Raw genomic sequence first — 13,134 nt, 5'->3', positions numbered from 1 at the left:
GCCGGTCGCCGGGGCCGGTCAGCGGGAGGCGGGCACAGGGGAGGTGCGCCGTCAGGCGAGGACGCCGATCTGCATGCAGGCGGCCACCGCGAGCAGGACGACGGCGAAGGCCCGCTGCAGTGCGGCGCCGGAGAGCTTGCCCGCCAGCCGTCTGCCGTCCCAGGCCCCGAGGACGGCCGCGCCCACGAAGGGCCCGAAGACCGCCGGGTCGAGGGACACGCCCGTGACCGTCAGCCGGGTGCCGAGGGCGACGACCGAGTTGATCAGGACGACCACCAGACTGGTCCCGACGGCCCTGCGCATCGGCAGCCGGAGCACCGACACCAGCGCGGGTACGGCGAGGAAGCCGCCGCCGACCCCCAGCAGCCCGGTCACCGCCCCCAGGCCCGCTCCGGCGGCCACCGTCCCCAGGGGCCCGCCCCGGGCCGCGCGTTTCCCGGGCCGGCCGGCGGCACCGTCGTCGACGGCGCCTCCGGGCGTCCCGCTCGGCACGGGCGTCGCGCCCGGCACGGGCTGCGCGGTCCGGGTGCCGCGCAGCATCGCCGCGGCGGCCACGGCGGCCAGGACGGCGAACGCGGAGGTCAGCACCGACTGCGGGATGCGGTGGGCGAGCGCGGACGCCCCGACGGCGGGGAGCACCCCGGCCGCGGCGAACAGCGAGCCGGTCCGCCAGTCGATGGTGCCGGTGCCGGCGTGGCGGGCGAGCGCGGTGGCGGAGGTGGCGATGACGATGACCAGGCTGGCCGTCCCGGCCTCGGCGGGCGCGACGCCCAGCAGGTACACCAGGGCCGGGACGGCGAGCACTCCCCCGCCGCCGCCCAGCCCGCCGAGGGCCAGCCCGACCACGGCTCCGCAGAGCAGAGCGGTGATCAGGACGCTCACGCCGGGACGCCGTCCTGGGCCGGGCCGGCCGGGTGAGCGACCTCGCCCCGCCAGGCGGCGAAACCGCCGCGCAGGTCGGTGGCCTCGAAGCCGCGGGCGCGCAGCACGGAGGCGGCCACCGAGGAGCGGTTACCGCCCGCGCAGACCACGGTCAGCGGCCGTTCGGTCGGCAGTTCGCCCAGGCGGGCGAGCAGTTCGGGCAGCGGGACGAGCCGGGCGCCGGGAATCGTGCCCCGCTCCCGTATCTCGCCCGGGCCGCGCACGTCCAGCAGCTCGAAGTCACCGTCGTTCAGGGTCAGTTGGTCGGCGAGGACGTCGGCATCCACCCGCCCGGCGGAGGTCAGGTGCGCCGCGCCGACGGCCTCCACCGGGGCGGCCAGGGCGCCCAGGACGCGGTCGAAGCCGATCCGGGCCAGGCGGGTCCGGGCCTCGGTCGCGGTGTCCCGGTCGCCGCACAGCACGGTGGTGTCCCGGGCGTCGAGGACCTGGCCGGCGAGTTCGGCGAACCGGCCGCCGAGCGGGATGTTGACGGCGCCGTGCAGGTGGACCGCGGCGAAGGCCTCCGGGTCCCGGGTGTCCAGCACGGTGGCGCCGGCCGCCCGGGCCTCCAGGAACGCCTCCGGGGTGAGCGCGGGGACGGGGGCGGACTCGTCCAGGACCGGACGGGCCTGACGGTTGCGCACCGAGGTGAAGGCGAAGTAGGCGGGCGCGGAGGGCTGGCCCTCGGTCACCACGGCGACGAACGCGTCCTCGGTCATGTCGGCCAGCGCGTAGTTGCCGCGGCGCTGGTTGCCCATCGTGCAGCTCAGCTCGGCGGAGAGGTTCTTGCCGCAGGCCGAGCCGGCTCCGTGCGCCGGGTAGACCCGGGTGTCGTCGGGCAGGGCGAGCAGGGCACGGGTGGAACGGTAGAGGAGGCGGGCCATCTCCTCGGCGGAGCGGCCGCGCGAGCTGAGCAGGTCGGGGCGGCCGACGTCGCCGATGAACAGGGTGTCGCCGGTGAGCACGCCGAACGGGACGGCGTCGTCGGCGTGTTCGCGCACGACGACGCAGATCGACTCCGGGGTGTGGCCCGGGGTGTGCGCGATCTCCAGGTCGACCTCGCCGAGGGCGAGGTGCTCGCCGTCGCCCAGGGGGTCGGTGTCGAAGTCCAGCGCGGCGGCGGAGCCGTAGGAGATGCGCGCGCCGGTGCGCTCGGCCAGCTCCAGGTGGCCGGAGAGGAAGTCCGCGTGGATGTGGGTCTCGATGACCCGCTCGATGGTCAGGCCGTGCTGCTCGGCGGTGGTGAGGTACTCCTGGACGTCACGCTGGGGGTCGACCACGACGGCCCGGCCGGTGGTGCGGTCGCCGACGAGGTACGAGGCGTGGGAGAGGCAGTCGAGGTAGAACTGCACGAAGACCAGCGGTCCGGCGGGGGTCGTCATCCGGGGCTCCTGAGGGTGGGCGGTGGTGGTGCCCCGCGGCCTGGACGGCGGGGGCGGTGAACGGTCGGCGGGAGGTCGCGCGGGCAGGCGGGCACGCGCCGTCGGCGGGCGTCGTCGACGGGCGTCGTCGACGGGCGTCATCGGCGTGCGGTGGCGGTGCGGGACAGGACGGTGGGCCCGGTACGGGTCAGGCGAGCCCGCGGAGCATCAGGTTCCAGTAGAGGAACGGCAGTCCGCGCCGCTTGAGGTACCACATGTCGGTGCGCTCGCGGACGGTGTCGATCACCGGGATCGAGGGGGTGGGCCGCCCGCTGTAGTCGAACTCGGCGAGCAGCATCTTGTTGCGGGCGGTGGTCAGCGGGCAGGAGGAGTAGCCGTCGTAGGAGGCCCTGGGCTCCCGGCCGTTGACGGTGGCGAGGAGGTTCTCGACCAGTACGGGCGCCTGCTTGCGGACGGCGGCGCCGGTCTTGGAGTTCGGGGACGATCCGGCGTCGCCGATCGCCCACACGTTGGGGTAGCGGACGTGCCGCATGGTGTGCTTGTCGATCTCGACGTAGCCGGCCGGGTCGTCGGCACCGGCGAGCGGGCTGCGCTTGATCCAGTCCGGGGCGCTCTGCGGCGGCACCACGTGGGCGACGTCGTACGGCAGGGTCGTCGTCCCCTTGGTCGCCAGGTCGGTGACGACCACCTCGCGGGCCTCGGGGCGCACCCCGGTGACCTCGCTCCCGTAGTGGACCTTGATGCCGTACCGGCGCACCACGCCCTCGAGGACGCGGGCGAACTCCGGGACCCCGAAGATGGCGGCGCCGGGGATCACCAGGTGGACGTCGATCTTTCCGAGCACGCCCTGCCGGCGCCAGTGGTCCGCGGCCAGGTAGGCGATCTTCTGCGGGGCGCCGCCGCACTTGACGGCGCCCGTCGGCATGCTGAACACGGCGCTTCCGGAGCGGGTTTCCCGGATGAAGCGCCAGGTCGCGGGGGCGTACTGGGGCAGGTAGTTGCTGGACAGGCCGTCCCGGCCGAGCCCGGCCTCCAGGCCCGGCACCCGGTCCCAGTCGAGCTGGATGCCGGGGCAGACCACGAGGTGGTCGTAGGAGACGGCGGAGCCGTCGTCCAGCGCCACCTCCCGGGCCTCGGGGTCGACGGCGACGGCCGCGCGGCGTATCCAGGCGACGCCCTTGGGCATGACGGAGGCCTGCGGCCGGATGCTCTCCGACAGCGGCGCCCGCCCGCCGCCGACCAGCGTCCACAGCGGCTGGTAGTAGTGCCGATCGCTCGGATCGAGCACCGCGACGTCCCGCTCACCGGCCCGGCGGAGCCGGGCGGCGACGGAGATCCCCGCGGTCCCGCCGCCGATGATCACGATCCGGTGGTGCTTGGTCATCAAGAGCCCTGCCCTCCCTGCGTAAATGTACGGACATTAAAGTAGGCCTGCGTCGCGATCCCATGCAAGCCATCGAGATTATTTGTCCGTACATTTGCCTGTGAGGCACGGCCGGGGACGTCCGAAGCCGGAAAGGGCCGCGATGACGGCAGCCGGGCGTCCACCGGCAGAGCGGCCGGCGCGCTCGGGCCCGCCGCCCCGACAGGGCGGGGCGGCGGGGCCCGAGCGGGGCACACAGGCGGCCGAGCGCCGGGGAGCACACGGGGCGGGCCCCGCTCGACCGGCTCCCCGGCGGGGCGGGCCGGGGCCTCGACGGGCGCGGCGCCCGGCGGACCGGCCGGCGTTCGACGCGGACCGGGCCGCCGGGCGGCCCGGGGAGGTGTCACCGCGGCTCGGCCGGTGTACACCGCCGCACGGATCCGCCGCCCCGGACCAGCCAACGCGCCTCCGCCGGCCGGGAGTTCGTCGGCGGGAATTCCTCACGGCGGCTTTTCACATCGGGGGCGGCCGCCTGCCAGACTGGATTCAGCGGCTGGTCACGGGCGGACGGCCACGGCGGCGAGGCAGGACGCCTCGGCGTCGGTGACCGGCTTGGTGTCCGGCTCGGGGCGCCAGCGCGGGGTGGAGGTGATGCCGGGGTCGAGGAGGTCCCAGCCGGTGAAGAAATCGGCGAACTCGTCACGGGGTCGGGCGCGGACCGGGTTGCCGTTGTCGCGGTAGACCTTTTCGATGCCGGCCGCGTACTGGGGAGCGTAGTCGGGGGTGAAGTGGCTGATCACCAGGGCGGAGCCGCGGGCCGACAGCGCGTTCTTGAGGGTGGCGGCGATCTCGTGGGCGCCGTCGGGGACGAAGTGGAGCAGGGCGACGAGGCTGAGCGCGATCGGCCGGCTGAAGTCGAGCACGTCCGTGGCGCGCACCCTGTCCAGCAGGGCGCCGGGGTCGCGGACGTCGGCCTGGACGTACGCGGTGCGCCCCTCGGGGCTGCTGCGCAGGAGGGCCTGGGCGTGGGTGAGGACGATCGGGTCGTTGTCGGCGTAGACGATCCTGGCCCGCGGCTCTATCCGCTGGGCGACCTCGTGGAGGTTGGGCGACGTCGGGATGCCGGTGCCGATGTCGAGGAACTGGGTGACGCCGCTCTGGGCGAGCGCCCGGGTGGCGCGGTGCATGAACGCCCGGTTGGCGCGGGCCGCGGCCGGGGCCTGTGGGAAGACGGCGAGGGCGTGCCCGGCGGCTTCCCGGTCGGCCGGGAAGTTGGTCGTGCCGTCCAGGAAGTAGTCGTAGATCCGCGCCGAGTGCGGACGGTGGATGGCGAGGTTGACCTCGGCCTCCGGCGGAGCGACGGCGTCGTCGTGCTGTTCTGCTGCCATGCGGTTTCCCCCTGCGTCGGCGGTGTCGTCGGGCCCGCGGACCGGCGCGCGCCGCCGACCCCGTGACGGGGGGTGGCGAACCCCTGGCGCGGACCATCGTTCACTATGCCCACACCCCGTCGCGGGCAATCAAGCACCGGCCCGACTCCCGGGGTGAATGGTTTGCGATCGAACATGACAGATCATCAGCTAACTTATCGTCAATTGTCAGGTCGTATAAGCCTTTTTGTGATTGCCTTCACATTGGTCACCCCGGGGCGATTGGATGGATGCACGGAGGACGGCCGTTCTCCACCCCACCCCCACCGTTCCCGACCCGGGGCCGGCCGGACGTCGTCCCCAGGGTCGACGAGGAGGATCATTGACCAGTGACGACGAGTGGGCAGTGACGCAGCCCACTCACGAGGTCTCGTACCGCGCGTTCTGCGAGACCCACGAGAAGACCTGGCGCGGAATGGCCGAGGAGCGGCTGCACGACCCGGAGCTCGTCGAGCGGGCGGTCCGCAGCATCCACCGGGAGCTGCGGCTGCACTGGCTCGGGATCCTGCAGCAGCCCGACGCCGAGGCCCAGGCCTGGAGGATCGCCAAGAACTGCATCGCCGAACGGGAACTGGGCGCCGGCCAGGCCCCGCCCTGGATCCTCGCCGTCCGGTACGCCCACATCCAGGCCCGCGTCAGCCTGGAGAACCTCGACAACGACTACGAGGAGCTCTACCAAGCGATCCTGCGGCTGCCCGAGCGCCAGCACGACCTGGTCGTCCTGCGCTACATGCTGGACCTCGACTACCCGAGGATCGCCGCCTACCTCGGGATCTCGGAGACCAACGCCCGCACCACCACCAGCCACGCCCTGACCAAGCTGCGCCGGCTCCTCGGCGCCGACACCACCATGGGGGACATGCAGTGACACGGGGACACGACCGCCGGGCAACCACGCCCTGGAACCGGGACCACTGGTACGACGCCGAACCCGACCGACCGGTCCCGCTGCCCGACGGCGTGTCCGTCCCCGACCTGCGCCGGCTCGTCCGCGCCCGCTCCCCCCTGGGCGCCGAACACCTCCAGGCCCGCCACGAACTCGACCTCGCCGCCACCCTGATCATCGCCCAGCCGGAGGCCGCCGACTCGCTGAAGGCCCTGACCGGCAACCGGCAGCACATCCACCCCGGCGGCGCGCTCGTGCTGGCCGCGCTGCTCCACCTGACCGGGCACGAGGACGGCTGCCAGTTCTGGCTGCAGTTCGCCGCCGGCGGCGGCAGCCCGACCGCCGCGAGCTGCCTGTCCTTCCTGCACGCCAGCCGCGGCGAGTTCCGCGACTCCGACTACTGGCGCAGCCAGGCCGACCGGCTGGCGGCCGAGCCCCGGCGCCCGGCCGCCCCCTGGCCGGGGCGCCCGCTGCCGCCCGAGGTCTGGGCCGACACCCTGGCCGCCTGCCACGACGGCCTGACCCTGCGCCTGCCCGCCCGGGTGGCCGCGGTCGTCCACCAGCTCCCCGTCGACTCCGACGACGAGGACCACGGCGAGATCCCCCAGCCCTCCCCCACCCTCGCCGAGGACCTCGCCCACGCCTCCGTCCACACCCGGCACCGCTGAGCCCCCACCGGACCGAGCGGACCGACCGGACCGACCGGGCCGGGTGGGTCGGGCCGACCGGGCCGCTCCGCTCAGGCGTTGAGGTAGGCGAGGACCGCCAGCACGCGCCGGTTGCTGTCGCTGTCCGGGGCCAGCATGAGCTTGGCGAAGATGCTGGAGATGTGCTTGGCCGCCGCGCCCTCGGTGATGAAGAGGCGCTGCGCGATGGCGGTGTTGGAGCAGCCCTCGGCCATCAGCTCCAGGACGCCGCGCTCCCTCGGGGTGAGCGAGCCGAGCGGCTGGTCGCGCGCGTGGCTCACCATCAGCTGGGAGATCACGGCGGGGTCCATGGCGGTGCCGCCGGCCGCGACCCGGCGGATGGCGTCGATGAACTGCTCGTTGTCGAAGACGCTGTCCTTGAGCAGGTAGCCGATGCCGCCGGTGCCGTCGGCGAGCAGTTCCCGCGCGTACATCTGCTCGACGTGCTGGGACAGCACCAGGATCGGGAGCCCGGGGAGCTCGCGCCGGGCCTGGAGGGCGGCCCGGAGGCCCTCGGTGGTGAAGGTCGGCGGCAGCCGGACGTCGACGATCAGGATGTCCGGGCGGTGCCCGGCGGCGGCCGCGAGCAGGTCGGGGCCGTTGTCGACGGCCGCCACGGTCTCGAAGCCGTAGGCGTCCAGGAGTTGGATCAGCCCCTGCCTCAGCAGGAAGAGGTCTTCGGCGAGGACAACGCGCACGGTATCTCCATCTCGATCGCGGTCGGGCCGCCCGTCGGGCTGCTGATGCCGAGGGTTCCGTCGAAGGAGGCCAGTCGCCGGCGGATGCCGTGCAGGCCGGTTCCCCGGGCGGTGTCGGCGCCACCGCGGCCGTCGTCGACGACCCGGGCGCGCAGCACGGCCCCGTCGTGCCGGACGGTCACCTCGACGTGCTCGGCGTCGGCGTGCTTCAGGGCGTTGGTCAGCAGCTCGGACACCGCGAAGTACAGGGCGGATTCGAGCGGTGGCGGCACCTCGCCCGGGAGGCTCACCGCCACCTCGACCCGGAGCGGACTGGCCAGGCCGAGGGCGCGCAGCGCGTCCGCCAGGCCGCGTTCGGCGAGGACCGGGGGGTGGATGCCGCGCACCAGGTCGCGCAGTTCGCGCAGGGCCGACACGGACGAGGCGCGGGCGTCGCGCAGCAGTCTGCGGGCTTCGTCCGACTCGCCGCCGAGGTGGCGTTCGAGCGCTCCGAGGGTCAGGCCGAGGCCGACCAGGCGGGCCTGGGCACCGTCGTGCAGGTCGCGTTCGATCCGGCGCAGTTCGGCGGCGGCCGTCTCCACGGCGCCGGACCGGGTCTCGGCCAGGTGCCGGACCCGCAGGGCGAGCCGGGAGCTCTCGGTGGGGCCGAGCAGCAGCCGGGTGAAGTGCGCGTGCGCGGTGAGGAAGAGCGGGCTGTACCGGACCCAGGCGACGAAGAGCACCGCCGCCGCCGAAGCGGCCAGCAGGGCGGTGGGCCCGCTGTGGACCGGGACGAAGAAGTACTCGCGCCCGGTGCCCCGCGCCCGCAGGACGGGCCGCCACAGGCCGAGGGCCAGGGCCAGCCCTTCGAGGACGTAGTAGAGCACCGCGGCGGGCAGGAACCCGATCATGCCGACGACCGAGTTGAGCAGCAGCCAGAGGAGATCCCGCCAGGTGGCCGGGTCGGTCAGGATCCACTTGCAGCGCCGGATCCAGCCGACGATGTCCTTCTCGAACTCCGGGGGCTCCGGCCGGTAGGGGACGGCGACCGGGACGCCGGCCCGGGCGGCCGCGCGCCGGTAGGCGTCGCACAGCCGGCGGACCCACGTGGTGACGATCGGCAGCATCATCGCGCCGATGCCGATGACGAACAGGATCACGAAGTAGGCGGTGACCAGGAAGAGGCCGAACGAGAGCACGGCGCCCAGGGCGATCAGCACACCGACCACCAGGTCGGCGCCGGCCCGGCGGAGCCGGACCCGGAACCCTCGCGCTCCGTTCCCGGCGTTCACCGGGGCTCGCGGGGGGAAGGGCGGTGGGGGAAGCACACCTGAGCGATCGTCCATTCGTGACAGCAGCGATCCGGTCTTGTTCGTACGTACGTGCAAAACCTATCAGCTGGACGGATCGTCGGACATGCCGATGATCCGTCACGTTCCGCGGGCCTCAACGACGGTGGCGGGTCGACGGCCGGCCCGGTGAGCCCGCACCGGGGCCGCTCCCCTCCCCGGCGCGGCGGGCGTGCCGGGGAGGGGAGCGGCCAGGTCCCGGTCAGGCCCCGGACCTGGCCGTTTCGATCGGCGGGGTCCGCATGCCCCGCCAGGAGGGGAGCAGCGTCGCCCCGAGGACCAGGGCGAGCGCACCGCCGACGATCGCGAGGTAGATGCCGATCGGGCCCTTCGGCAGCACCGAGTCGGCCTTCACCAGGCTGTACGGCACGATCGTGGTCGCCGCGGCGGCGGTGCCGAGGACCGTCGCGACGACGGCGACGAGAGCGCCCTCGACGCCCAGCATGCCCAGCACCTGGGCCCTGGTGGCACCGGTCAGGCGCTGCAGGCCGAACTCGCCCCGGCGTCTGCGGGTCACCGCCACCAGGCTGTTGACCACGGTGATCGCCGCGTAGCCGACGATCATGGCGACGATGGTGTAGTTCGAGGAGACCAGGATCTGCCGGATCCGGTCCTCGGAGCCGACGGCGGCGGAGCCGGCCGGCACGGAGCCGCCGGGCGTGGAGCGGTCGGCGATCGCGGTGCCGGGCAGCGCGGCCGCCACGTCGTCGAGACCGGACCGGATCCGGGCGGGGTCGGCCCCGGCCTCCGCCCGGACCAGGATCCGGGTGGGCAGCCCGGCAGTGGTGTGCGGCGCCAGCACGTCCGAGGGCAGCAGCAGGTACCGCTCCCGGGGGGTGTCGGCGAGGATCGCCACGACCTTCGGTCCGGCGGCGGCGCCGTCGCCGAAGTGGATCCTCAGGGTGTCCCCGACGCGGACGCCGAAGTCCTTCGCCTGCTTCTCCGACAGCGCCACGGTGTCGCCCCGCAGGTCACCGATCGATCCGCTCAGCGGCTCCGGCGCCAGGGTCTGCCGGGCTCCCTCGGCCGAGACCCCGCGCAGGTCCACGGTGGTGCCGCTGCCGGCGGAGTCCACGAAGCCGGTGGAGCCGACCAGTTCGGAGGCGCCGGCCACGCCCGGGACGGCGCGGACCGCGCCGACCGCGCCCGGCGCGAAGCCGCCGGTCGAGGAGGCGAGCACGTAGTCGGCCGACAGGCCGCTCGCCCGGCTCCCGGCGGAGACGTGGTCCTCGGTGGACTGCATGTACAGGGTGCCGGTGGCGATGCCGATCAGCAGCACGATCGGGGCCACGGCGCCGGCCGTCCGGACGTGGTCGGCCGTGGTGTTGCGCAGCGCCAGCTCCCCGCAGAGCCCGGAGAGCGCGCGGACCGGCCGGCCGAGCGCCACCACGACCGCCCTGGTGATCCCCGGGGCGAGCAGCGCCAGGCCGATCGCGAACAGGACGGAGGCGGGCCCCGCGGTGCTCGCCAGGGTCGGACCGTCGGTCATCACCGTGGCCGTGACGACCGCCAGCGCCACGCCGTCGAGCAGGAGGAACAGCGCCAGCAGCAGACGGGGCCTGGTGAGCCACCCGCTCTGCGGGGTGCTCCCGGCGAGCGCCGCGACCGGCTCGGTCCGCGCGGCCCGGCGCCCCGCGAACAGCGCCGCGCCGAAGGCCGCCGCGATCGTCAGGGCGGCGCCGGCGGTGACCGGTATCCAGCCCTGCCGGAAGGCGATCCCCTCGGACACCACGCCGTTGCCGGCCAGCTGCCGGAACAGCAGCTCACCCACGACGGAGCCGGGCACGACCGCCGACGCGGTGGCGAGCACCGACAGCACGGCGGTCTCGCCGAGGACCATCCGGCGCAGCTGCCGGGAGGTGGTGCCGATCGCCCGCAGCAGGGCCATCTCCCGCGCCCGCTGCTGGAGCGAGAGGCCGAGGGTGGAGGCGACGCCGAACACCACGATCAGGACCGTCCAGCTGCCGAAGACCGCCGCCAGGATCATCACGGTCCGCCCGCCGGCGAGCGCGCCCGGCAGGTCGGCCAGGCCGCGCCGCTCGCCGGTGAGCACCACCGCGTCGGATCCGGCCGCCGCTCCCACGTCCCGCCGCAGCGCCGCGAGGTCGGCGCCGGGCGCGGGCAGGACACCGACGGAGTCCAACCGTCCGCCGGATCCAGCCAGTTGCCGGGCCTGGGCGTCGGAGAGGAACAGGCTCGGCGCGAGCGACCAGCCGGTGTCCTGGTCGGCGATGCCGGAGACGGTGAAGGTCCGGACGGTGCCGCGCACGGTCAGCTGCACGCCGGAGCCGACCGCGGCGCCCGCGTCGGCCGCCAGCTTCGCGTCGAGCACCACCTGGTCGCCGCCCGGGGCGGTACCCCGGGTCAGCGTGTACGGGGTCAGCTCGGCGCTGCTCCAGTTGCGGCCGGTGGAGCCGGCGCCGACCGGCCTGCCGCCCACCACCAGGGTCGCGGGGAACGACAGGTCGGCGACGGCCGCGCCGACGCCCGGAACCGCCCTGACCCGGTCGAGCACGCCCGGGTCGATCCGGTCGCGTTCGGTCAGCGCGGCGGAGCCGTACGTCTGCTGGCCGGTCACCACGATCGGTACGCCGGCCAGGCGCTGCGGCGGGGCCGCCATCCGGACGCCGCTCTCCAGCAGGCCGCCGCAGGCCGTCATGATCACGGCGCCCAGGAACATCGCCACGAAGGTGGCGATGAACCCCGTCCTACGGAACCTCAGGGTGCGCAGGGCCAGCAGCAGCATCAGCGCTCACCCCCCGGCCGTACGGCGGAGAACCCGGCGACCGCGCCGTCCCGCGCTCCGGCCCCCACGCCGTCCCGGGCTCCGAGCCGGGTCATCCGCGCGGCGACGGCCTCGGCGGTCGGCCGGTGCAGCTCGTCGACGAAGAGGCCGTCCGCGAGGAAGACCACCCGGTCCGCGTACGAGGCGGCCACCGGGTCGTGGGTGACCATGACCAGGGTCTGCCCGTCGGCGGTCACCGACTCGCGCAGCAGGTCGAGCACGGCCGCCGCCGTCCGGGTGTCCAGCGCGCCGGTCGGTTCGTCGGCGAAGACCACGGCGGGCCGGGTCACCAGGGCGCGCGCGATCGCCACCCGCTGCTGCTGGCCGCCGGAGAGCTGTCCGGGCAGGTGGCCGACCCGGTCGGCGAGCCCGACCCGGTCGACCACCGACAGGATCCGGGCCCGGTTCGGACGCCGGCCCGCCAGCTTCAGCGGCAGCTCGATGTTCTGCGTCACCGTCAGCGCCGGGAGCAGGTTGAACGACTGGAAGACGAAGCCGATCCGGTCGCGGCGCAGCTTGGTCAGCCGCACGTCGTCCAGGGACGCGAGGTCGGTGTCTCCGACCAGCACCCGGCCCGACGTGGGCCGGACCAGACCGGCGGCGCAGTGCAGGAAGGTGCTCTTGCCCGATCCCGAGGGGCCCATCACGGCCGTGAAGCTGCCGCTGTCGAAGGTCATGCTCAGCTTCCTGAGCGCGGCCACCTCGTTGTCGCCCCTGCCGTACGTCTTCTCGACCGCCACGAGCCGGACGGCCGCCGTCCCCTGACCGATCCCTTGAGTCTGCACTCGAACTCCCACCACCGGGTCACGCACCTCGCGCGAGCTGGTGACCACGCTAGGAACGGCGGCGGTTCGGCACATTGACACTGCTTGGCGTATCCGGAGTAGAACTTTCTCCACCTCCGCGCCGGAGATTCCTGCCCTCCCCCGGTCACGCCGAGCCCGTCACGACCTGCCTGTCACTCCGCGCCCGTCACGACCTGCCCGTCACGACCCGTCGGCCGTGTCGAGGAGGCGGAGCAGCTGGTCGAGGCCGAACTCGAAGCGCTCGTCGAACGCGGTGTCCTCCAGGTGCGGCACCACCCGGTCGAGCGCGGGGTAGCTCCCGGCGGCCAGGGCCGGGCCGAGGGTGTGCTCCTCGCCGGAGGCGTCGAGCGCCTGCTCCTCCTGCGTCAGGCCGAGCACCAGGTACTGGATGCTCCAGAACGTCCAGGCGGCCCGGCGTTCGTCGAGTCCGGCGCGGAGCAGGGCCGCCACGACCTGCTCGGCGAAGGCGAGGGTCGCGGGCTCGGCGGCGTAGGTGCCCGCGACGACGAGGGCGCCGTCGCGGTGGGCGAGCAGGCTGCGGCGGTACCGGCGGGCCAGTTCGCGCACCCGCTCGTCCGGGGCCTCGGGCAGGTCCGTGAGCGCGACCCCGGCGACGATCGCCTCGGCCATCAGCTCCAGCAGCCGCGCCTTGGTCTTGGCGTGCCACAGCACGGTGTTCATCCGCACGCCGAGGCGTTCGGCCGTGCCGCGCAGGGAGACGGCGTCGGCGCCCTTCTCGTCGAGCAGTTCGAGCGCCGCGCGCACCACGGCGGCCGGGTCGAGCCGGGCCCGGGGGGCGGTCGGGGTTTGCTTCTTGGTCACTGACCTAGTCTACTGGAGGCATCGTCATTG

The 13,134-nt window shown here is 74.2% G+C and carries 11 protein-coding genes; 2 read left to right on the top strand and 9 right to left on the bottom strand.

Features of this window, described 5'->3' with window-relative positions; all coding sequences use genetic code 11:
- Positions 1–51 precede the first annotated feature (51 nt).
- The 4 genes from ACWD4P_RS16845 to ACWD4P_RS16830 form a co-directional block, all read right to left on the bottom strand.
- Positions 52–882: a sulfite exporter TauE/SafE family protein gene (locus ACWD4P_RS16845; protein WP_449780092.1), complete on the bottom strand. Its 831-nt coding sequence runs from the start codon at positions 880–882 to the stop codon at positions 52–54.
- On the bottom strand, positions 879–2,303 hold the full coding sequence (locus ACWD4P_RS16840; RefSeq protein WP_449780091.1) for an MBL fold metallo-hydrolase: 1,425 nt from the start codon (positions 2,301–2,303) through the stop codon (positions 879–881). Before ACWD4P_RS16840 ends, ACWD4P_RS16845 begins: the two co-directional genes overlap by 4 nt.
- A 187-nt stretch (positions 2,304–2,490) precedes the next feature.
- Positions 2,491–3,687: an FAD-dependent oxidoreductase gene (locus ACWD4P_RS16835; protein WP_449780090.1), complete on the bottom strand. Its 1,197-nt coding sequence runs from the start codon at positions 3,685–3,687 to the stop codon at positions 2,491–2,493.
- A 536-nt stretch (positions 3,688–4,223) separates the two neighbouring features.
- Positions 4,224–5,054: an SAM-dependent methyltransferase gene (locus ACWD4P_RS16830; RefSeq protein WP_449780089.1), complete on the bottom strand. Its 831-nt coding sequence runs from the start codon at positions 5,052–5,054 to the stop codon at positions 4,224–4,226.
- 361 nt (positions 5,055–5,415) lie between these two features.
- On the opposite strand from ACWD4P_RS16830, the gene ACWD4P_RS16825 reads away from it, so the two are divergent.
- Positions 5,416–5,961, top strand: a complete 546-nt coding sequence (locus ACWD4P_RS16825; protein WP_449780088.1) for an RNA polymerase sigma factor — start codon at positions 5,416–5,418, stop codon at positions 5,959–5,961.
- On the top strand, positions 5,958–6,647 hold the full coding sequence (locus ACWD4P_RS16820) for a hypothetical protein (RefSeq protein ID WP_449780087.1): 690 nt from the start codon (positions 5,958–5,960) through the stop codon (positions 6,645–6,647). The genes ACWD4P_RS16825 and ACWD4P_RS16820 overlap by 4 nt, the downstream gene beginning before the upstream one ends.
- A 71-nt stretch (positions 6,648–6,718) precedes the next feature.
- On the opposite strand, the gene ACWD4P_RS16815 is transcribed toward ACWD4P_RS16820, so the two are convergent.
- The 5 genes from ACWD4P_RS16815 to ACWD4P_RS16795 form a co-directional block, all read right to left on the bottom strand.
- Positions 6,719–7,363 carry a response regulator gene (locus ACWD4P_RS16815; protein ID WP_449780086.1) on the bottom strand — a complete coding sequence of 215 codons (645 nt, stop codon included), beginning with the start codon at positions 7,361–7,363 and terminating at the stop codon, positions 6,719–6,721.
- Complete coding sequence (locus ACWD4P_RS16810) at positions 7,327–8,634, bottom strand: sensor domain-containing protein (protein WP_449780085.1); 1,308 nt, start codon at positions 8,632–8,634, stop codon at positions 7,327–7,329. The genes ACWD4P_RS16815 and ACWD4P_RS16810 overlap by 37 nt, the downstream gene beginning before the upstream one ends.
- A 259-nt stretch (positions 8,635–8,893) precedes the next feature.
- Complete coding sequence (locus ACWD4P_RS16805; protein ID WP_449780084.1) at positions 8,894–11,437, bottom strand: ABC transporter permease; 2,544 nt, start codon at positions 11,435–11,437, stop codon at positions 8,894–8,896.
- On the bottom strand, positions 11,437–12,261 hold the full coding sequence (locus ACWD4P_RS16800; RefSeq protein ID WP_449780083.1) for an ABC transporter ATP-binding protein: 825 nt from the start codon (positions 12,259–12,261) through the stop codon (positions 11,437–11,439). The genes ACWD4P_RS16805 and ACWD4P_RS16800 overlap by 1 nt, the downstream gene beginning before the upstream one ends.
- A gap of 201 nt (positions 12,262–12,462) precedes the next feature.
- A complete protein-coding gene (locus ACWD4P_RS16795) occupies positions 12,463–13,104 on the bottom strand; it encodes a TetR/AcrR family transcriptional regulator C-terminal domain-containing protein (protein ID WP_359831408.1) in 642 nt (213 codons plus the stop codon).
- Positions 13,105–13,134: the final 30 nt, after the last annotated feature.

This window comes from Kitasatospora sp. NPDC002543 (assembly GCF_053594915.1).
This window is presented reverse-complemented; position numbering and strand designations above follow the sequence as displayed.